This window comes from Paenibacillus pasadenensis (assembly GCF_002864175.1).
In the GTDB taxonomy this organism is placed as follows: domain Bacteria; phylum Bacillota; class Bacilli; order Paenibacillales; family Paenibacillaceae; genus Paenibacillus_O; species Paenibacillus_O pasadenensis.
In genome coordinates this window covers 324330-343835 of record NZ_NFEZ01000001.1, presented here as the reverse complement: position 1 = coordinate 343835, position 19506 = coordinate 324330, and the positions used below count along the sequence as shown (strand labels likewise).

General features: G+C 67.0%; 17 protein-coding genes. 3 read left to right on the top strand and 14 right to left on the bottom strand.

From position 1 onward, the window contains the following. Positions 1–128 precede the first annotated feature (128 nt). Positions 129–707 (top strand): DUF421 domain-containing protein, encoded by a 579-nt coding sequence (locus B8V81_RS01585; protein WP_028600215.1) that lies wholly within the window; start codon positions 129–131, stop codon positions 705–707. 677 nt (positions 708–1384) lie between these two features. Here B8V81_RS01585 and greA read toward each other — a convergent pair. From greA to rlmN, 3 genes are all read right to left on the bottom strand, one after another. Then, complete coding sequence (gene greA / locus B8V81_RS01580; protein WP_028600214.1) at positions 1385–1858, bottom strand: transcription elongation factor GreA; 474 nt, start codon at positions 1856–1858, stop codon at positions 1385–1387. A 104-nt stretch (positions 1859–1962) separates the two neighbouring features. Next, positions 1963–3018, bottom strand: coding sequence for a GNAT family N-acetyltransferase (locus tag B8V81_RS01575; protein WP_052333527.1), 1056 nt, complete (start codon positions 3016–3018; stop codon positions 1963–1965). Positions 3019–3194: 176 nt separating this feature from the next. After that, positions 3195–4292 (bottom strand): dual-specificity RNA methyltransferase RlmN, encoded by a 1098-nt coding sequence (rlmN, locus tag B8V81_RS01570; RefSeq protein ID WP_101807544.1) that lies wholly within the window; start codon positions 4290–4292, stop codon positions 3195–3197. 165 nt (positions 4293–4457) lie between these two features. Between rlmN and B8V81_RS01565 the strand changes: the two genes are divergently transcribed. Beyond that, positions 4458–5417, top strand: a complete 960-nt coding sequence (locus B8V81_RS01565; protein WP_101807543.1) for a cation diffusion facilitator family transporter — start codon at positions 4458–4460, stop codon at positions 5415–5417. A gap of 37 nt (positions 5418–5454) precedes the next feature. Here B8V81_RS01565 and B8V81_RS01560 read toward each other — a convergent pair whose 3' ends face one another. Beyond that, entirely contained in the window at positions 5455–5787 is a 333-nt protein-coding gene (locus tag B8V81_RS01560) for a winged helix-turn-helix transcriptional regulator (protein WP_244912694.1), read from the bottom strand. 160 nt (positions 5788–5947) lie between these two features. On the opposite strand from B8V81_RS01560, the gene B8V81_RS01555 reads away from it, so the two are divergent. Continuing rightward, the gene (locus tag B8V81_RS01555; RefSeq protein WP_101807541.1) at positions 5948–6898 is read left to right on the top strand and encodes an aldo/keto reductase family protein; all 951 of its coding nucleotides are present in this window, start codon (positions 5948–5950) and stop codon (positions 6896–6898) included. 65 nt (positions 6899–6963) lie between these two features. On the opposite strand, the gene B8V81_RS01550 is transcribed toward B8V81_RS01555, so the two are convergent. The 10 genes from B8V81_RS01550 to B8V81_RS01505 form a co-directional block, all read right to left on the bottom strand. Then, positions 6964–7338: a VOC family protein gene (locus B8V81_RS01550; protein ID WP_101807540.1), complete on the bottom strand. Its 375-nt coding sequence runs from the start codon at positions 7336–7338 to the stop codon at positions 6964–6966. 57 nt (positions 7339–7395) lie between these two features. Further along, the gene (locus B8V81_RS01545; protein WP_101807539.1) at positions 7396–8196 is read right to left on the bottom strand and encodes a tyrosine-protein phosphatase; all 801 of its coding nucleotides are present in this window, start codon (positions 8194–8196) and stop codon (positions 7396–7398) included. Between the two features lie 110 nt (positions 8197–8306). Then, positions 8307–9449, bottom strand: coding sequence for a DUF3221 domain-containing protein (locus tag B8V81_RS01540; protein ID WP_146000435.1), 1143 nt, complete (start codon positions 9447–9449; stop codon positions 8307–8309). A 94-nt stretch (positions 9450–9543) separates the two neighbouring features. Continuing rightward, complete coding sequence (locus B8V81_RS01535; protein WP_180968351.1) at positions 9544–10902, bottom strand: MFS transporter; 1359 nt, start codon at positions 10900–10902, stop codon at positions 9544–9546. A gap of 190 nt (positions 10903–11092) precedes the next feature. Next, a complete protein-coding gene (locus tag B8V81_RS01530) occupies positions 11093–11863 on the bottom strand; it encodes an HAD family hydrolase (RefSeq protein WP_101807536.1) in 771 nt (256 codons plus the stop codon). A gap of 321 nt (positions 11864–12184) precedes the next feature. Further along, positions 12185–13960 (bottom strand): phospholipase D-like domain-containing protein, encoded by a 1776-nt coding sequence (locus B8V81_RS25070; protein ID WP_228551765.1) that lies wholly within the window; start codon positions 13958–13960, stop codon positions 12185–12187. Between the two features lie 896 nt (positions 13961–14856). Further along, positions 14857–16194: a hypothetical protein gene (locus tag B8V81_RS01520; protein WP_101807535.1), complete on the bottom strand. Its 1338-nt coding sequence runs from the start codon at positions 16192–16194 to the stop codon at positions 14857–14859. A 135-nt stretch (positions 16195–16329) separates the two neighbouring features. Continuing rightward, on the bottom strand, positions 16330–16944 hold the full coding sequence (locus B8V81_RS01515; protein WP_101807534.1) for a hypothetical protein: 615 nt from the start codon (positions 16942–16944) through the stop codon (positions 16330–16332). Then, positions 16941–18068 (bottom strand): DUF58 domain-containing protein, encoded by a 1128-nt coding sequence (locus tag B8V81_RS01510; RefSeq protein WP_101807533.1) that lies wholly within the window; start codon positions 18066–18068, stop codon positions 16941–16943. The genes B8V81_RS01515 and B8V81_RS01510 overlap by 4 nt, the downstream gene beginning before the upstream one ends. Further along, positions 18068–19258, bottom strand: coding sequence for an AAA family ATPase (locus B8V81_RS01505; RefSeq protein ID WP_146000434.1), 1191 nt, complete (start codon positions 19256–19258; stop codon positions 18068–18070). The genes B8V81_RS01510 and B8V81_RS01505 overlap by 1 nt, the downstream gene beginning before the upstream one ends. Between the last annotated feature and the right edge of the window lie 248 nt (positions 19259–19506).

Sequence of the window (19506 nt, the reverse complement as noted above, 5' to 3'; positions counted from 1 at the left end):
CAGCCCGATCCCAAGCCCCGGCATCGAATGCCGGGGCTTTTTGGCGAGCTTTTTCCTTCGGCCACATAATCCCCGGCTGCGCTGCCTACCCTATGGATATCCTCGTTTTGCCATAAAGGAGGCTTTGCATGTCGTTCGACTGGGTTTGGAAATCCGCTTTTCTCGTGCTCGTAGGCATCGTCCTGCTGCGTGCCGCCGGCCGCAAGCCGCTGTCGCAGATGAGCATCGCGCCAGCCGTCATCATGATCTCGATCGGCACGACGATTGTGCAGCCGATCGCCAACCACCACCTCTGGATCGCCATCGGCTCCGCCGTGATGTTCATCCTTACGCTGCTGGCCGTCGACTGGCTGGAGCTCAAGTCGAACCGGTTCGAGCGGCTCGTCCGGGGCGGCTCCAAGATCATCATCGAGAACGGCCAGATCCACGAGGCGAACCTGCGCAAGCTGCGCCACTCCGTCGATCAGATCGAGATGCAGCTGCGCAACCTCGGCATCTCCAGCCTGAGCGAGATCGAGCGGGCGACGCTGGAGCCGAACGGCCTGCTCGGCTACCAGCTGACGCGCCGGGCGCGCCCGGCGACCGTCGGCGACCTGGAGGACCTGCTGCTGAAGCATCTGCCTGCGGCGGCCGGACCGGCCGAGCTGTTCGACGAAGTGTCCCGCCAGGGCCACGGCACCCGCGCCGTCGATTCGAAGCTGCAATAGGCGGGCGAGAGCTCCTGCCGTCTAAGCAGGCGGCGATAGGAGCAAGAGAGGAAATGCATCCAAAACGCCCCTGTTGGCTACCGGCGTAGAATGCTATTTCACTCGGCCTGAAAAGGAGCAAACAACAAAAAGAAATCCGACGCTTTTAAGAAAAGCGTGGGGTTCTTGACAATTTGAGTAAGCCAATCAATATATATTGTTTGTTATATCCTAACGATGGGCATTATGATGATTACTTTTTCAAGTTGAACCTTTTTAACTTGTTATCTTCCACGAACTCCGTCTCGCTTCTGGCTTCTGCAGAGAGCGAAGGTTCCAACGGCGTTAGGACGCGCTGATGCCGTCGAACCGCGCTCCCTAAAGGCAAAAATGACGTTAGCACGCGCTCATGCCGTCGAACCGCGCTCCCTAAAGGCAAAAATGACGTTAGCACGCGCTGATGCCGACGAACCGCGCTCTCTAAAGGCAAAAATGACGTTAGCACGCGCTCATGTCGACGAACGCTCGTACACCTAATTCATTACGGCCGCATGCGGTCTCGATTCTTCTCTACGAATCGCTCCCAATGATGGTTCTCATCGAAAAATCTCACTCCATTGCCTGAAAAGATATCCTTTCTTTAATATCGAAAAAAGCGCATCGTCCCCTTCCGGGAACGATGCGCTTTTTTTGCGAAATCAGGCGCTCTTGATCTCCAGCACCTTGTATTGGATCTTGCCCATCGGCGCGTCGACCTCGACGGTATCGCCGACCCGCTTGCCGATCAGCGTCTTGCCGAGCGGGCTCTCGTACGAGATCTTGCCGTCGATGACGTCGGCCTCGGCCGGCGCCACGATGCGGTACTGCAGCTTCTCGTCGAACTCCTGATCGAGCAGCGAGACGAGGGAGCCGACGGTCACCTTGGACGTATCGGAGCTGTCGGCGACACGCGCCTTCTTGAGCATCGCCTGGATCTGCAGAATGCGCGTCTCCATGAATGCCTGGTCTTCCTTGGCGGAGTGGTACTCGCTGTTCTCCTTGAGGTCGCCGTAGCTGATCGCCGTCTTGATCCGCTGCGCCAGCTCGCGGCGCTTCGGACCCTTCAGGTCTTCCAGCTCCGCCTCCAGCTTGGCCAGTCCCTCGGCCGTCAGGATTATTTCTTCATTCGCCATGATCGTTCTCTCCTATCGGGTCGCATATGCCCTCTAGTGTATCACAATCGAGCCGGACCATGCTGAGCGGCGGCCCCGACGCGGCAGAGGACGGGCGAATTTCCTCAAGCCGTCGGCGCTCCGGTCCGGCCGGCGCCGGAGCCCTCCCGGGTCGAAGCTCCTTGCTCCAGCGTCGCGATCAGGCGATGGCGGCCTCGCAGCGGCCGGTAGCCGAGGCGGCGGTTGATCGCCAGCATCGGGACGTTGAGCGAGTCGTTGTCCGTCCGCAAATAGCGGGCCCCGGCGCGCAGCGCGAGGCGGATCGACAGCAGCTTGAGCGCGCGGGCGATGCCGCGGCCGCGATATTCCCGCGCGACGCCGGTATACTCGTGGTACATGCCGCCGGAATCCTCGTTGTAGATGACGTTGCAGATGCCGACGAGACGCTCTCCGTCCATCGCCACGAGCACCCGCGCCGGCGCGTAGCCCTCCACCTGCAGGCCCCACTTGAGCCATTCCCCGTAGGGCATCGTCTCGCCGAGGAAGCCGGGGATGTCCGTATAGGTCGACGTGCACAGCTCATGCAGCCGCCGCAGCGTCTCCTCTCCCGGAGGCAGGTCCGCCAGCGAGGCAAAAGCGATGCCCTCCTCCTCCAGCCGCTCGATGATCATCCTGTCCTCCGGCTGCGAAGGGTCCTGGCCGTCCGTCAGATCGAGCACCGACTGCCACGAGCGCCGCTCCGTCTCGAACCCTCCGCGGCGCGCGAAGGCAATCGCCCGCTCGTCATCGTCCCAGCATTCGCTGAGCAGCGTGTCCGCGCCGGCTTCTCGCGCCCACTCGCGGGAGCTCCGGGTCAGCTCCGCGCCGATGCCCTGTCCATGCGCGTCGGCGGCGACGAGCACGAAGTGGTTCACCATGCCCGGCGGCGTCCAGGGCGCGCGCCAGATCGTCGAGTAGCCGACGAGCCGTCCGTCCTCCGCCTCGGCCACCTGGCGCAGCCGATCGTAGCCCGCGAGCTTGCCTTCCTCGTTTCGATGCAGCTGTCCCTGTTCGTACATCTTGCGGTCTTCCTCGGCCAGCCCCTCCGCCGTCGTCGGCTCCGCCAGCCACTCGTTCCACAGCGCGGCCATGCCGTCGTAATCGTCCGGCAGCCTTGGCGCCCGAATCTTCGTCCCGATCAATGGCGTTCCTCCCTGTCCCTGTCCCTGTCCCTGTCCGCCTGTCGGCGTCCTTGATGACTCCATTATGGAAGCCTGCCGCAGGCCCGGTAAAGGGAGGAAACGGATATAGCCAAAGAAGGGCTGCCCCGTCCCGTCCGCAAAGGACGTTCGGGGCAGCCCTGGAGGCCGTGATGCGCCTACACGCCGGCAGCGGCCGGCTCCTTGCCCTCGCCGCCGCGCAGCTGCTTGCTGCGCAGCTGGCCGCAGGCGGCGTCGATGTCGGCGCCGTGCTCGAGCCGCACGCTGACGCTGACGCCGTTTTTCTTGAGCACGTCGTAGAAGCCGTCGATCGCCTCCTGCGTGCTGCGCCGATACTGGCTATGCTCGTCGACCGGATTGTACGGAATGAGGTTGACGTTGGCCAGCCGGAGCAGCTGCGGGCGGGAGCGGACGAGCTCGGCGAGCTGCTGCGCTTCCTCGCGGCGGTCGTTCACGTCCGCCAGCAGGATGTACTCCAGCGTGATGCGGCGGCGCGTGCGCTCGAGGTAGTAGTCGATGCTGTCAAGCAGCTTCGCGATCGGGTACGCCTTGTTGATCTTCATGATGCGCGTGCGCAGCTCGTCATTGGGGGCGTGAAGCGACACGGCGAGGTTCGCCGGCACGCCGCTGTCCGCGAACTCGCGGATTTTGGCCGTCAGGCCGCTCGTCGACACGGTGATGTGGCGCGGGCCGATGGCGAGGCCCTTCGGATGCTGGACGATCGCGAGGAAGTCCATCAGATGCGCGTAGTTGTCGAAGGGCTCGCCGATGCCCATGACGACGATATGGCTCACCCGCTGGCCATGCCCCGCATCGTCGAGGAACAGCTGCACGCGCATGATCTGCTCGGCGATCTCGCCGGCCGTCAGATCGCGGCTCTTGGCGAGCAGCCCGCTCGCGCAGAAGCTGCAGCCGATGTTGCAACCGACCTGCGTCGTCACGCAGACGCTGAGGCCGAACTTATGCTTCATCAGCACCGTCTCGATCAGGTTGCCGTCCTGCAGGCGGAACAGGAACTTCACCGTCCCGTCCACCGACTCCTGGCGCGTATGCTCCTCCAGCGTGCCGATCGCAAACGACGCCTCCAGCAGCCGCGCGACCTCCGGCTTGACGCCGGCCGCCTCCATGCCCGCGAAGTCGCGCACCCGCTTGCGGTAGAGGCTCTCCCACGCCTGCATCGCGTGGAACTTGCGGTGTCCCCGCTCGCCGAGCCAAGCCTCCAGCCCATCCAAAGTGAATCCATACAGGGAAGTCATCGTTCCATTCCTCTTTTCTGAGACTGACAATCATTGTCATTTATAATAATTGCAACCATGTAAGAATTGAGTTAATATAATAATTAATCTAATTTAGATCCGAGGGCGCCGGACAGCGGCTGCTACCGTGCTCCGCGCCCCGGATCCGGAAAGGTCGCGACCCCCATGCCAGACTATCATCACCTGGAGCATGTCAAAACGCAATCCCGTTCCAAGCGCACGCTCTGGATCACGCTGCTGCTGACCTTTTTCTTCACGATCGTGGAAATCGTCGGCGGCCTGCTGTCGAACTCGCTCGCGCTGCTCTCCGACTCCGCTCATATGATCTCCGACGTCATCGCGCTCGGCCTCAGCATGACCGCCATCTACATGGCGTCGCGCCAGCCGGACTCGCGCTATACGTTCGGCTATCTGCGCTTCGAGATCATCGCCTCGTTCCTGAACGGGCTGGCGCTGGCCGCGATCTCCGTCGGCATCCTGATCGAGGGCGTCCGCCGCTTCCTGCGGCCGGAGCCGATCGACTTCGGCCTCATGCTCGGCATCGCCTCGATCGGGCTCGTCGTCAACATCGTGCTGACGATCGTGCTCAGCCGCAGCATGAAGGAGGAAGACAACCTGAACGTGCGCAGCGCGCTCTGGCACTTCATCGGCGACCTGCTCAGCTCGATCGGCGTCATCGCCTCCGCGCTGCTCATCCTCTGGACCGGGCGCGTCTGGTTCGACCCGCTCGTCAGCCTCGTCATCGCGGGCATCATCTTCGCCGGCGGCGCGCGCATCACGCGCGAGGCGTACCTCGTGCTGATGGAGTCCGTGCCGGGAGGCTTCGATCTCGAGGAGATCCGCCGGGCGATCCGCGCCGTCGAGGGCGTCGAGGACGTGCACGAGATGCATCTGTGGGCCGTGTCGACCGAGCACTACTCCCTGACCGCGCATGTGTTCGCCGACGAGCGCATCCAGCCCCACTGCATCATTCTAGCCATCAACGACACGCTTCAAAAGAACTTCGGCATCTCCCACTCCACCGTGCAGATCGAGCATGCCCGCATCCATCCGCATGGCGAATACGGCGCCGCGTTCCTGCGGCGCAAGCGGCTCGGCCTGCGCTCGAGCGGCCGGCGCGTCTAGCGGGGCTCCGCAAGCGCGGCGGCCGCCGCAGCCGGCCTCACGTCCATTTGGAAGCCCAGAGCTTCATTTCCCGGATGATCTGATGCAGATCCTCGCCCTTGGGCGTCAGCGTATACTCGACCGTGACCGGCACGGTCGGGTATACCTTGCGTTCAAGCACGCCCTTCTGCTCCATATGGCGTAGCGTGCTCGTGAGCGCGCGCGGGCTGACGGCCGGGATGAGCCGCTGCAGCTCGCCGAAGCGGCGCGTGCCGACGAACAGCTCCCGCAGGACGAGAAAGGCCCATTTGCCGCCGATGACGTCCAGCGTCTTTTCGATGTTGCAGTTGATCACGTCGGGCTTTTTCGGTACATAGTTGTTGGCAGCCAAGTCGAACGTCTCCTTCTCGTAAGCTAGTAACCTCAAGTATAGTAGATAACCCTTGTATAATAAAGTGACGAATTTTTCACTACTTCCATCCCGGTAGAAACATGCGTAGAATAGAGGCTGTTCCGAAATCCGATTCCAATGGAGGGATATCCCGATGAGCATGAATTACCGCAGGCTGGGAAGCGCCGGCGTCAAGGTGAGCGACATCAGCCTGGGCAGCTGGCTGACGTACGGAGGGTACGTGGAACGCGAGAACGCCGTCAAGGCGATCCATACGGCATACGATCTGGGCATCAACTTTTTCGATACGGCGAACGTGTACGAGCGCGGAGCGGCCGAGACGCTGCTCGGCGAGACGATCAAAGCGTTCCCGCGCCACTCCTATGTGCTGGCGACCAAGGCGTTCTGGCCGATGGGCGACCTGCCCAACGACCGCGGCCTGTCGCGCAAGCATCTGACCGACCAGTTCCACGCGAGCCTGAAGCGGCTGGACGTGGATTACGTCGACATCATGTACTGCCACCGGCATGATCCGGAGACGCCGCTCTACGAGACGCTTCGCACGCTGGACGACCTCGTGCGCGCCGGCAAGGTGCTGTACGTCGGCGTGAGCGAGTGGACGGCGTCGCAGATCGCGGAAGCGCATGCGATCGCCGACCGCTATCTGCTCGACCGCATCGTCGTCAACCAGCCGCAGTACAACATGTTCAACCGCTACATCGAGCCGGAGATCATCCCGTACAGCGAGCGCAGCGGCGTCGGACAAGTCGTCTTCTCGCCGCTGGCCCAAGGGCTGCTGACCGGCAAGTACACGTCGGCGACCGACATCCCGGCGGACAGCCGCGCGGCCAAGCTCGACTGGGTCAAAAACGGCATCACCGAGGAGAAGATCGGCAAGGTCAAGCAGCTCGCGCACGTGGCGGCAGAGCTCGACCTGACGGTCGGCCAGCTGGCGCTCGCCTGGATTCTGCGCCAGCCGAACGTCGCCAGCGCCCTCGTCGGCGCGAGCCGTCCCGAGCAGGTCGTCGAGAACGCCAAGGCTTCCGGCGTGAAGCTCGACGCCGAGATCGTCGAGCGCATCGAGTCGATCCTGACCGGCGAGAAGAAGTAATCGCAAAAGAGCCGTACCGTTCGTCAGCTTGCTGACGGCGGTACGGCTCTTTTAGTCGGATGCGGCTATACCCGTTCCATGAACTCCAGCCGGTTGCCGAACGGATCCTGCGCGTAGAAGCGCAAGATGCCTTCTTCTTGCCTTGCGTCGTCGTCGGCCGTCGCGATCCCTGCCTCGTCCAGCGCCCGGCGCAGCTCCTCCAGCCCCGTCGCGAGAAAGGCCGGATGCGCTTTGCGAGCCGGCACGAAGCCGTCCTGCACGCCGATATGGACCTCATGCCGGCCGCAGCGGAACCAGACGCCGCCCCGCTTCGCCAGCTCGGGCGGCTTCGGCAGCTCCTCCCACTGGAGGCGGCCGCCGTAAAAGCGGCGAGCCTCCTCCTCGCAGCCCGCCGGCGCGGCCAGCTGCACATGGTCGATTCCTTCGTAGGCGAAAGCCATCCTGTCCCTCCCTTTCCACGCAGGCAATCGAGCGGGCCTTCTAGAAGCCGCGCCCCCTTACTCCAAATACCGCTCCCGAAGCAAGCGGCGTTCCTCCGCGCTCACGCCGAGCGCCTGCTCGAGGTAGCCGACGGTGGAGCCGTACACGCGCCGCATCTCGTCCAGCGCGCTATGGATGTACTCCGGCGACACGCCCAGCACGGAGCGGACAAAGCCGAGCACCCGCTCGTCCGGCAGCACGGCGCCGACCTGGGCGAGGATGCGCTCCGTCGCTTCCGGCCGCGTGCCCTCGGTCGCCATGTAGTCGGCCGCGATCGTCTCCTCCGAGGCGCCGAGCGCCAGCAGCACGACGGCGGCTGCGAAGCCCGTGCGGTCCTTGCCGACCGTGCAATGCCACAGCACCGGGCGGCCTTCCGCCTCCAGCAGCGCGCGCATGAGGCGGGCATAGGCGCCGCGGGTATGCTCGTCGGTCACGAACTGCCGGTAGATGCCGGGCAGCGGATTGTCGAGCTGGCCGCCCGCCGCGAGCTGGCCGAGCAGCTTCGGAATCTCTCCGGAGCTGAAGTTGCCGCCGAACACCGGCAGCTGCAGATACGGCGCCTCGCCGATGCGCGGCGTCGGCACCTCGGCCCCTTTGTCCGCCGTGCGCAGGTCGCAGACGAACGCCAGCCCGAGCGATTCCAGCAGGCGGAACTCCCCTTCGCTCAGATCGGTCAGCTCCCCCGACCGGTACAGATGTCCCGGCTTGACCCGCCTGCCGCCCTCGGCCGGCAAGCCGCCCAGCTCCCTCAGGTTCAGCCGGCGCTTCAGCTCGGCGCGGACGTCCCCGCTTTGTCCCACAGCCTCTTCTAGGCTCATCTCTTTCTCCTCCTCGGATAGACAGCTCCAGGCTCATCGCAAAGGTTATTCGTCCCGAGACGAGCCGGCTCCTGCCGCTATCGACGAATCGATGGTGTCCAGCGCCGGGTTCACGGCGCGGTCGACGCATCGACTCGGATGCCGATGCTTTCCGGCTCCGCCTCGGCATCCATGCCGTCCTGGATGACGACGGTCCAGCTCGCGCCGTTTTCCTGGTACGAGCTTTCGACGATGATCGGCACGGCCGCATGCGCCTGTTCGAGAGCCATGCGGATCGCCTTCTCCCGCGACAGGGCCAGCTTCTGCGGGTCGCCGCTGTCGATCCGCTCGACGGACGCCGCCTTCGCCTGGGCGGGATAGGACTCGTTGATTCCTCCGTCGAAACGGACCCTCACCTGCTGACCGAGCTCGACGGAAACAGGGCTCGTGACGGACAGGGCGTTGCCCGACGGGCCGCCCTCTCCCGTGAGAAGGAACCCGCCCTTGTCGATGCGGACGACATGTCCGGTCATGGACGCTCCTTGTTCGGCGGGCGTCTTTGCATCCGGAATCCGGACCTCCTGAACTCGTTCGTCCTTCGCCTGGTCATCCTCCAGCCGCACCGTCCAGCTCGCATCGTCCGCCGCATAGACGACTCCCTGCACGACCGGAACGGCGAGCTCCGGCAGCTGCTCCAGCGCCCGGCGAATCGCCTCGGCCGCCGTCAGCGACGCGCCTGCGAACGGCTCTCCCTCCTCCTGCAGATGCTTGATGACGCGGGCGGTTCCCTGTCCGGGATAGCTGGTCGCGATCGCTCCGCCTTGAAAATCGACGGATACCTTCTGTCCGACCGGCGGCAGCTCCAGCTCGCCTCCGACCGCGACCCAGACCGCTTCGTTGCTCGGCAAACCGGGCGCGGAGGAAGTGAACAGGAACCGCCCCTCCTCGACGCGCACGGCATGTCCGATCCACGGTAGAGCGGTGGAGACGGCCGGCGACTCCGCGTCGTCGCTTGAGCCGCAGCCCGCCAGCACGCTGGCCAGCAGGGCGAGCGCGGCAAGCAGACCAAGCAAGCGGCGATGGCGCAGGCCGGGGGCTGCCGGCCCCTGCCGAACCGGGCGGCGATGGTTCAGCCTGGAGCCGTCCAGCCTCTCTAGATCCGGACGGCGGCGGTTTACTGCGGCGGTTTCGGCACGGACAGGCGGGACGGCGGAAGGGTACGACGGCGCGCGGAGGACATTTCCCTCCTGCTGCCGAACGGCTGGTTCTCGCATGACACGCTCCCCTTTCTCGGGTCGGCTTCGGCTCGACCGAACGCCTCTTCTGCCCTTCCTGACGCCCGCCGCCTGCCAAAGGTTGCCATGCGCCTCACATTCCGAGCGTAGAAGGCCCGCCTGCCCCCATCGACCGCCTGAACAGCGACGTGCGGAGAAAGAGCGCCAGCCCCAGTCCGGCCGCGAGCGCGGCAACGGCCACGCATACCGGCTGCAGGCCGAGCCGGTCCGCCAGCAGGCCGACGAGCAGCGTAAGCGCGATCTGCAGCCCGCCCTGCGCCATGTCCGACGCGCTGGCGACGCGGCCCATCAGCTGCGCCGGCACCTGCTGCTGGAAGTACGTCGCATAGCCCGCTCCCGCATACGCCATGCCGAACCCGAGCCCGATGAACGCCGCCGACGGCATCCAGAACCCATCCGACAGATAGAACAGCAAATAGAAGACGCAGGTCATGAACGTGCCGCCGCCGAGGTACCAGAGGAAAGGAACGCGCCGGGCGAGCAGCGCCGCCGTCGACGCGCCGGCCAGCGACCCGATGCCGGTCATGCTGACGAGCAGGCCGTACGCCTCCGGGGACAGCGTCAGCTGCTCGCGGATGAACGTCGCCTCCTGCGAGTCGATCGCCGCTCCGAGCAGCATCGCGCCTTGGAAAAGGCCGTACACGAGCAGGAACGGCTTGGCCGAGCGGGCGAAGCGCCCGACCTCCCGCCAGTCGGCGGCCCATGCCCGCAGCCGCGGCAGCCGGACTTTCCCTGGCGCAGCCAGGGCGGAGCCGGAAGGGAGGCTCGGTTCGTCGGCGGAATTCGAGCCATGAGGGGAGCGTTCGGCTGCACCGGCGGCCGGCTCGCCCCGATCCGCCTCGGCCTCCTTGGGAGCCGCAGGCGCGCCCGCTGCGCCTTCGCCCACGGACGGCAGCCGCGCGATCATGCCGGCGCAAGCGAAGAACGTCGCGGCGTTGAAGAAGATGCTGAAGTCTGCGCCCCATAGCGGGATGAACAGGCCCGAGACGGCGGGTCCGAGCAGGAACGCGCCGGAGCTGCTCATGCCGAGGATGGAGTTGAAGCGCGCTCGCTCCTGTCCGGGGATGAGCTTGACGATGTACACCTGCTGGCTGGGACCGAAAAACGAGCCGGCAAGCCCGATCAGGAACACGAGCGCGTAGATGCCCCACAGCGTGGAGACGAAAGGAATGGCCGCCATCAGCGCGCCGCGCACTAGATCGGAGGCGATCATCAGCCGCCGCGGGTCGGCGCGGTCGACGATGCTGCCCGACCAGAAGTTCGTCAGCAGCAGCGCCGCAGGGCGCAGCGCGAACAACACCGCCACGGCGGCCGCCGAGCCGCCGCTCAGGTCCAGCACCGTCAGGTTGATGGCGACGAAGTAGATCCAGTTGCCGAGATAGGATAGTCCCAGTCCGCTGACGAGCAGGACCGCTTGCCTCCATGAGGTCATACGGAAGCGCCTCCAATTTTGAGTTCTCTTCCAGAATATCACAGGCATGCGTGGCGTCCCGAAGGCAGATGTGGCGTTCCCGTGGCGGGCGTCGATCCAGTCATCGGAGGGGCGCGTCAAATCGAAGGGCGACGGTCCGAGAACCGTCGCCCTTCTTCCCTGCCCGCTTGAGCGGGGCTGCAAACACGCCCTAGCGCTGCAGCTCCAGCTGCGCGCAGGACGGCACGACGACATCCGCGTCCGGCAGCTCTTGCGCCTTGTCCGCGTCGGCCAGGCCGATGGCGGCTCCCGCTCCGGCGGCGCGCGCCATGAGCATGTCGCCGTTCGTATCGCCGACGACGGCGACGCGAGCCGGATCAACGCCGAGCCGGCGGCAGGCGAGCTCGACCATGTCGCCGTAAGGCTTGCCGCGGTCGACCTGATCGGTGCCGATGATCTCGGCGAAATAGCCGTCCAGCCCGAGCCAGCTCAGATGCTGCACGGCCGATGTCGTCTCGTCTGCGGTCACGACCGCAGCCGGCAGCCCGAGCTCGCGGCAGGACGCGAGCAGCTCCGGCACGCCGGGCAGCGCCAGCGCGGGCCGCTCCTGCTGCATTCGGCTCTCGGCGAGATGCAGGCTTTCCTGGGCGAAGACGCGAGCCTCGCTCCAGCCGAGGCCGCGTCGGTAGCCGCTTGCCGCGAGCAGCGCGAGCAGCTCGGCCAGCGTGCCGGCCGCGAGCGGACCGTTCCGGTCATAGCCGGAGGCGATGCCGCTCTCCGCGAACGAGATGCCCCATTCCCGGCCGAGCTCCTCGCGCGGCAGGTCCGGGAACCCTTTTCCCCGCAGCCGCTCCGCGAACGCCTCCTGCATATGCCGCGTCCATACTCCCCATGTGTAGCTGAATTCGATCAGCGTCCCGTCCTTGTCGAACAGGATCGCCTCCACCTCGAAGCCCTTCTCTCCTGCCAGCAGCAGCGCCATCTGTCTCCTCCGTTCCCAAGTTCGATTCCTGATCTCATTGAAGAAGGTTCGGCCGGAATAGTCAAGCCGAGGCGGGAGTAGAGCGAGAGCGGGGGCGAGACGGATGCGGGTGTGGAGGCAGGTGCCGAAGCAAGTGCGGAGACGGATGCAGGTGTTGGAGCGAGTGCCGAAGCGAGCGCGCTGCGGGGGCAGGTGTGGGAGCAGGTGCCGAAGCGAGTGCGGTGCGGATGCAGCTCCCGAAGCGAGTGCCGAAGCAGAAAAACCGCCCGCTCCTTGCGGAACGCGCGGCTTTATTCGAGTCCAAGCGCTCGACTGTCCCGACTAGAACGTCGTGAACCCGAGCCGGTCCTGCACGCGGTACATCAGCCGCTTGAGCCAGACGGTCTTCTCCTCGTACTCGCTGTAGTCGAGCGTGTAGCGGGCGCCGTCGTTCGTCCACAGCTTGCGGAAATACGCCTCCAGCTCGGCGGCGGGACGGCTGTCCGGAGCGGCCTGCACCCGCAGGTTCGTTTCCAGGTTGAGGTCGTCCAGGTTGCGCGTCGTGAAGTTGGCCGAGCCGTTATGGATAACCGCGCCGTTCGGGCCGGAGACAAGCATGAGCTTGGCGTGGTACTGCTCCTCGTCCGTGTTGTACCAGCGCACCTCGATGCGGCCCTCCGTCCGGTCCCGCAGCTCGGCGGCGACGGGGCGGTTGGGCACGCCGATTTTGGAGTTGCCGAAAGCGACCTCGTTCGGATCGAGGATGAGCCGCACCTGCGCGCCGCGGTCGGAAGCGCGGACCAGCGCCTGCACGACGTCGCGGTCCGCCAGGTAGAACATGCCCAGCCAGATCCGGTCCTCCGCTCCCGCCGCGTCCAGATCGCGCAGCACATGCGCGCGGATGCGGCCTTCGGTCAGCAGCTGCACGGAAGCTTGCTCGGCGGAGGGCGGACCCGAGGATGCCGAGGCTGGATCGGATGCGGCGGAGGACGGCGCGGAGGATGCCAGGGCTGGATCGGATGCGGCGGAGGACGGCGCTTCAGTTGCTGGCGTCGGAGCGAGCTGATCCGGTCCCGGCAGCCGCACGTCCGAGCCGGACAGGTCGATCGCCGCTTGCTCGGTTCGCAGCGCCTCGGCCAGCAGCTCCGGCACGCCGGTGACGGCATAGCCGCTGTTGGAGTTGAAAAAGCTCGCGTCATGCGCGTTCGCGCTGGCGACGACGAGCGTATCCTCGGTGATGAGCGTCTTGCGGTGGTTGGCTTTGGCGTTGACGAGCTTGAGGTAGGAGCGGACGGTCATGTCGGGGGCTCCGCTGGCCATCTTGTTGGGCAGCCAGCCCCGGCCCTCGGTGCCGAGCCAGCCCGCCGTCAACCGCCAGCCCGCCGTATAAAGCGGATTCGAGTCCCGCAGCGGATCGACGTCGGTGACGACGACGGCGATGCCGGCCTGCCGCAGCCGCTCCAGGTCAGGAGCGGGATGCGAGCCGTAGGAGGTGTTCACGTCATCCGTGATGACCGTGACGCTCAGATTCGGAAGCTCTTTTTTGCGGGCGATGAGGGCGTCTGCGACCGGCCGGCTCAGAGGCGGGAACGACTGGTCCTCGTTGTAATACCCGTTGAAAAGAAACAGGTCAAGCACGACGAACCGCTCGGCGTCCCCGATCGCCCGGAGCATGCGCGAGAAAATGGCCTGCTCCGTCGTCTTGCCCCCGTCCTCGTCCTCGAACGTCAGGTCGGTCAGCAGCTCGATGCGGCTTGCCGGCACAGGATGGACCGCGCCCTCGAACGACACGCCGGGCGGCAGCGGCTTGTTCGCCTGATAGAGGACGACGCCGGCGTACAAGAGCAAGAAAAGCAGGAGCAGGACGAGCCGCAGGCCGGGGCGGCGGGGGCGCCGAGAACGGCGCGGACGGCTTGAAGCTCCGCCCGAATCAGGCCGAGCGGGCGCGGGCTCATCCCCGCCCTGTACAGCGGCCGGCGCGCTGCGTGCCGCTTTTGCCGGAAGCGGGTTCGCTGCATGGCGGCGGTCGGATGGCCGCTGGCGGCGACGCGGATCGGATGGATCGGCGTCCGCGAGGTCGGATGGAGGAATCGGTTCATTGGGGCGGGATGCGCTCATGGAAGGCCTCTTTCTAGTCCCGCGTTTCGCGAGGGTTTTCTTCATGAGTACCGCCGCGCCCGTCCCTTTGAAACAGCAGAGGAAAGAAGAGGCGCGGGCGGCAGGAATGACCGCCTGCGCTTCAATTGAACGGCTCCGGACGCGGCACGCAGGCCAAGCCTCTGAAGCGGCAGCCACCGGTCCAAATTTATGGATCCCATCGGCGGGTCCAAGGCACTTTTGTGCCTTGGATTTCATTCGGCGGCCCGTTTCGGTGCATCCAAGGCACTTTTGTGCCCTGGATTTTTGTCGGCGGCCCGTTTCGGTGCATCCAAGGCACTTTTGTGCCCTGGATTTTAGTCGGCGGCCCGTTTGGGAGGATCCAAGGCACTTTTGTGCCCTGGATTTTAGTCGGCAGCCCGTTTCGGTGCATCCAAGGCACTTTTGTGCCCTGGATTTTTGTCGGCAGCCCGTTTCGGTGCATCCAAGGCACTTTTGTGCCCTGGATTTTTGTCGGCAGCCCGTTTCGGTGCATCCAAGGCACTTTTGTGCCCTGGATTTTAGTCGGCGGCCCGTTTCGGCGGGTCCAAGGCACTTTTGTGCCTTGGATTTCATTCGGCGGCCCGTTTCGGTGCATCCAAGGCACTTTTGTGCCCTGGATTTTTGTCGGCGGCCCGTTTCGGTGCATCCAAGGCACTTTTGTGCCCTGGATTTTAGTCGGCGGCCCGTTTGGGAGGATCCAAGGCACTTTTGTGCCCTGGATTTTAGTCGGCAGCCCGTTTCGGTGCATCCAAGGCACTTTTGTGCCCTGGATTTTAGTCGGCAGCCCGTTTCGGTGCATCCAAGGCACTTTTGTGCCTTGGATTTTAGTCGGCGGCCCAAATTGGGGTGCCTGCCGGGCTCAAGCGGTCGCCAGCTTAGTCGCGGAGATCGCTAGAATCGTCGTCACCGCTGGCCAGAGCGCCGGAACTTGACGCTCCTCCCCCAATTGAAACGGAGCCAGGCCCGTCCATAGCCGCTGGCCGATGCCGATTCGCCTCAGCGGGCGCCCCGTACCGCTCCGCCTCGTACTGGCGGAGCAGCTCCGCCAGCTCGTTCGCGGAGCGCAGCTCGGCGCCCGAGTCCGCAGCGGGCGCAGCCGCACCGCTGTCGACGGAGCCTCGGCCGCCGAACCAGCGGGCCAAGCGCGAAGCTGCGCCCCGCTGTATAGAGGCCGCGGCCGGTACGGCAGCAGGACGCCCTGGAGCAGCAGCCTGCTCGGCGTCTCCCGCGCCTCCTCTAACTCCGGACTCGGATCCCACCCTGCCGACCGCGCCCCCTCTAACCCCGGACGCGGATTTCACACCGCCGTTGCCAGCGCTTCCTCCACCGCCGGACGCGGATCTCGCGCTGCCGACCGCGTCTCCTCTAACTCCGGACGCGGATCCCACGCCGTTGCGAGCGCCTCCTCCACCGCCGGACGCGTCGCCGCCGAGCCGCCGCTCCAGCTCGCGCGCATGCTCCGCCGGCGTGCGGTCGGCGCGGTACGCGTAGCCGCGGCCGATCTCGCGCGCGATCAGCGCCCGGTATCGGCGGCGCGCTTCGCCGCCCGGCCCGGCGGCCGGATCGCCGCCGCCGGAGCTGCGGCGGCCGCGCCGCTGGGCGTCGCCGACCCGCTCCAGGCGGACGACCTCGTCGACGTAGCCGGTCTCGACGCCCGGACGGCGCAGCTCGCGCGACAGCCGCAGCCAGCGCAGCAGCTGGCCGAGCAGCCGGTGCAGCCGCTCCGGCAGCCAGCGCCGCACGAGCCGGTAAAGCAGCACCAGCGCGAGCACGGCGGCGGCGGCAGCGGTGAGGTAGCCGAACCAATCGCTGAGCAGCGCCAGCCAAGCCGGCGGCGGCTCGGATGGAGGCATCGGCGGCATCCCCGTTGCGCCGGCCGGCGGCTCCGTCGCGGGAGGAGGCGGCTCTGTCGAGCCCGACAGCAGGCGGCGCAGCAGCGAGCGCAAGCCGTCCAGAAGCGCCTGCAGCGGGCCGAGCCAAAGGACGCCGAGCCCGAGCAGGGCGACGACGCCGAGCGTGAGACGCCGATTGAGCATGGCAATGCTTGGTGTTACCGCATGGCGGCTATCCTCCGCATGCGCCGCGCGGCGCAGCTGCCAGCCGTTCCAGCGCAGCAGCAGCAAGCTGATGGCGGCGAAGGCGAACAGCAGCAGGTTGCTTACGGCAGCAGGCTGATCCGCGACGGCATAATAAACCCTAGGCCCGAGCGCCACGAGCCAGGCGCGTCGCCACGATAGATAACAGGGGCGGCCGCTGCAAAGCTGCACTCCGCATAGGTGCGCTGAGCAGGAGGGGGGCGCGATGCCGGCTCCAAACCGCATGCGAAGCCGAGCCCCAGCGCCCTAGCGTCAGCGCGAACCGGCTCCACATCGCGCTGGCGGGGGCCTCGCTAGCCTAGGCCGCTCAGGCCGAGAGCGTGAGCGCACCCGAGCCCACAGCACACTAGCGGCTCGCCAGGCGGCGGCATATTCGGCGGCCAGCACGGCCGCCGGGTAGAGCGCCGCCGTTTCCGGCAACGTGCCCCACAGCAACAGGCCGCGCCGATCCTCGGCCAGCTGCGCCGCCGCCAGCGCCGACTCATCCCGCTCCGGGCCGCTCGATTCCCCGTGTCCCGATCTGCTCGCTCCGCCGTGCCCCGACCCGCTCGCTCCGCCATGCTCCGGACCGCTAGCTCCGCCTTGCTCCGGACCGCTCGCTCCCCCGTGCCCCGACCCGCTCGATCCGACATGCTCCGGACCGCTCGATTCCCCGTGCCCCGACCTGCTCGATCCGACATGCTCCGGACCGCTAGCTCCGCCTTGCTCCGGACCGCTCGCTCCCCCGTGCCCCGACCCGCCCGAGCCGCCGACCTCCAGCCGGCCCGCGTCCTTCTGCTTCGGACCGCCCGCTGCGGCTGAATCCGCTTCTCCCGGCTCCTGCCGCCATCCTTTGGGGCCGTCGTCCAACCGCTTTCGCCCGCTCATGCCGGCTCCCTCCTTCGCTTGCGCCCGTCCGCGGACGGCGGCCGCACGATCGTCACGCCATGCCCGAGCGCGGACAGCCGCTCCGCCGCCTCCCGCACGCGGGCCGATTCATGCGCCGTGATGAGCAGATAATCGAGCCGCTCGCCGCCGGCTCCCTGCTCCTGCCGATCCGCCTCCTGGCGCAGCAGCTCGTGAAACGGCACCCGCGCCTGCGGCGCCACCGCCGCCATCGCCTCCAGCAGCGGCTCCAGCGCGAGGCCGCCGTAGCCGGGCTCCACGCGGTTCGGCAAGCCGGCCGCTTCCTCGGCCAGCATCGCGTTATGCGCGAAGCCCGCGCCAAGGCCGCGGTGCAGCAGCTCGGCCGCGCTCGCGGCGGCGCAGCGCAGCGCTTCCTCCAGCCCCTCCGCGTCGTTCACCCGGCCCCACATCGTCTCCGACTCCTCGACGTTCAGCAGCAGCATCGCCCGCGGATTCGCCGTGTGGCCGTAGCGATGCACCTGCAGGCCGGCGGAGCGCGCCGAGGCTTTCCAGTGGATGCGGTTCATCGCGTCGCCCGGCGCGTAGTCCCGCACCCCGCTCGTCACGAACGGATCCTCGGCCACCCAGCGCCGCACCTCCAGCTCGCCTTGCCAGCGCAGCCACGACTCCGGCAGCCGCTCGAGGCCGGCCAGCTCCGGATAGACGACGAGCCGCCACGGCAGCTCGACCTTGATCGACGCCGCGAACAGGCCGAACAGATCGCCGCCCGTCATCGTCGCGGTGCCCATATGCCAGACGCCCCGGCTCGCGCAGACGGCGGCATGGCGGCGAATGATCCGCACTCGCGGCGGCAGCGTGAACAAGCTGGCGTGGTTCTGGTAGATCGAGCCGGAGCTGATCGACATCTGGCCCGTCCCGCGAAACAAAAGCCCCGCCGGCAGCATCGCCTCCAGCCGCAGCCACGGCACCGGCAGCCGCTTGCCGTTCTCGATGGTCTCGACCATCTCGATGGCATCTCCCGCATGGCAAGCCGACGCGCTGAACGAGCGCTCCACCCGCACGCCGCGCAGCGCCCAGCGCCCGAGCAGCAGCCCCTGCAGGCCGAGCGCCGCCGCCAGCGCGGCCAGCAGCGCGAGCATCCCCATCAGCGGCCTCCCGCGCCGGCGCCCGAAGAAGCGCCCGGCTCGCCCGCTGTCCCGGCAAATCGGCCTGCCCCGCTTGTCCCGGCCGGCCCGACCCCGCCAGCTGATCCGGCTGCCCCGACAGCCCGGCTATTCCCGCCTGTCCCGCCTGCCGGCCCGGCCAGGCCCGCCCCGCCCGCGGCGCTCGCGGCGAGCGCGGCCAGCGCCTCCTCGCTCGGCACGGGCACGCGCGCCAGCGCGTCCTGCACGATGCGCCCGGCGGCCGCCGCCTGCGGCTCCTGGCGGCGGCGCGGCACGATGCGATGGGCGCATACCGGCACCGCCAGCCGCTTGATGTCGTCGGGCAGCACATACGCTCGCCCCTGCATCGCCGCGTACGCCTGCGCCGCGCGCAGCCACGCCTGGGTGCCGCGCGGGCTGACGCCGAGCAGCGCGTCCGGATGCTCGCGCGTCGCCTCCGCCAGCTCGACGAGATAGGCGAGCAGGTCGGCGTGGACCGCGACCTCGCGGCAGCGGCGCTGCGCCTCCAGCAGCTGCGCCTCTCGGGACCGGTTCCCTTCGTCCGCGCGGCCGCCTGCCGCCGCGGGGTCTTTTTCGCCCGGAGTCCCGCCCCGCTGCAGCTGCCCGAGCGCCGTCCTCCGCAAAATCTCGACGCCCTCCTCCCGATCCGGGTAGCCGAGCTTCATGCGGATCATGAACCGGTCCATCTGCGCCTCCGGCAGCGGGAACGTGCCCTGGCTGTCGATCGGATTCTGCGTCGCGAGCACGAGGAAAGGCTCCCGCAGCGCCATCGTCTCGCCATCGATGCTGATCTGGCGCTCCTCCATGCACTCGAGCAGGCTCGACTGCGTGCGCGGCGTCGCCCGGTTGATCTCGTCGGCGAGGACGATCTGCGTGAACAGCGGGCCCGGGCGGAAGCGGAACTCGCCTTCCTTCTGGTTGTAGTAATGGATGCCCGTCAGGTCCGACGGCAGCAGGTCCGGCGTGAACTGCACCCGGCGGAACTCCAGTCCGAGCGCCGCCGCCAGCGACTGCGCGAGCAGCGTCTTGCCCGTCCCCGGCACGTCCTCCAGCAGCACATGCCCGGAGGCGAGCAGCGCCGTCAGCAGCAGCTCCACCTCCTCCCCCTTGCCTACGATCGTCTGCGCCAAGCTTGTCCGAACGGCATCGGCAAGCGCTTTCACCTGTTCCATGTCCTCGCTCCTCCCCGGCCCTCGGCCGCCCTCTGTCTCCTGATTCTACCAAAACCCGGCCGCCCTGGCACGGAAAGCCGCCCGAAAAAGGCAGACGGGCCGCCCGGCTCCTGCTACACTGGAGCCAGAAGCCGCCGCTAGGAAGGCGGCCTGACCGGCTCCTGCTGCACTGGAGCCAGAAGCCGCCGCTAGGAAGGCGGCCTGACCAGCTCCTGCTGCACTGGAGCCAGAAGCCGCCGCGAGGGAGG

Bases quoted from the DNA above. Each gene is read 5' to 3' on its own strand.
- B8V81_RS01565 (WP_101807543.1), top strand. From the start codon at position 4,458: ATGCCAGACTATCATCACCTGGAGCATGTCAAAACGCAATCCCGTTCC.
- B8V81_RS01515 (WP_101807534.1), bottom strand. From the start codon at position 16,944: ATGAGCGGGCGAAAGCGGTTGGACGACGGCCCCAAAGGATGGCGGCAG.
- B8V81_RS01555 (WP_101807541.1), top strand. From the start codon at position 5,948: ATGAATTACCGCAGGCTGGGAAGCGCCGGCGTCAAGGTGAGCGACATC.
- B8V81_RS01540 (WP_146000435.1), bottom strand. From the start codon at position 9,449: ATGCGAGAACCAGCCGTTCGGCAGCAGGAGGGAAATGTCCTCCGCGCG.
- B8V81_RS25070 (WP_228551765.1), bottom strand. From the start codon at position 13,960: ATGAGCGCATCCCGCCCCAATGAACCGATTCCTCCATCCGACCTCGCG.
- B8V81_RS01545 (WP_101807539.1), bottom strand. From the start codon at position 8,196: ATGAGCCTAGAAGAGGCTGTGGGACAAAGCGGGGACGTCCGCGCCGAG.
- B8V81_RS01585 (WP_028600215.1), top strand. From the start codon at position 129: ATGTCGTTCGACTGGGTTTGGAAATCCGCTTTTCTCGTGCTCGTAGGC.
- greA (WP_028600214.1), bottom strand. From the start codon at position 1,858: ATGGCGAATGAAGAAATAATCCTGACGGCCGAGGGACTGGCCAAGCTG.
- B8V81_RS01505 (WP_146000434.1), bottom strand. From the start codon at position 19,258: ATGGAACAGGTGAAAGCGCTTGCCGATGCCGTTCGGACAAGCTTGGCG.
- B8V81_RS01510 (WP_101807533.1), bottom strand. From the start codon at position 18,068: ATGGGGATGCTCGCGCTGCTGGCCGCGCTGGCGGCGGCGCTCGGCCTG.
- B8V81_RS01530 (WP_101807536.1), bottom strand. From the start codon at position 11,863: ATGGCGCTGCTGCTGGCAGGAGAGAAGGGCTTCGAGGTGGAGGCGATC.
- B8V81_RS01535 (WP_180968351.1), bottom strand. From the start codon at position 10,902: ATGACCTCATGGAGGCAAGCGGTCCTGCTCGTCAGCGGACTGGGACTA.
- B8V81_RS01550 (WP_101807540.1), bottom strand. From the start codon at position 7,338: ATGGCTTTCGCCTACGAAGGAATCGACCATGTGCAGCTGGCCGCGCCG.
- rlmN (WP_101807544.1), bottom strand. From the start codon at position 4,292: ATGACTTCCCTGTATGGATTCACTTTGGATGGGCTGGAGGCTTGGCTC.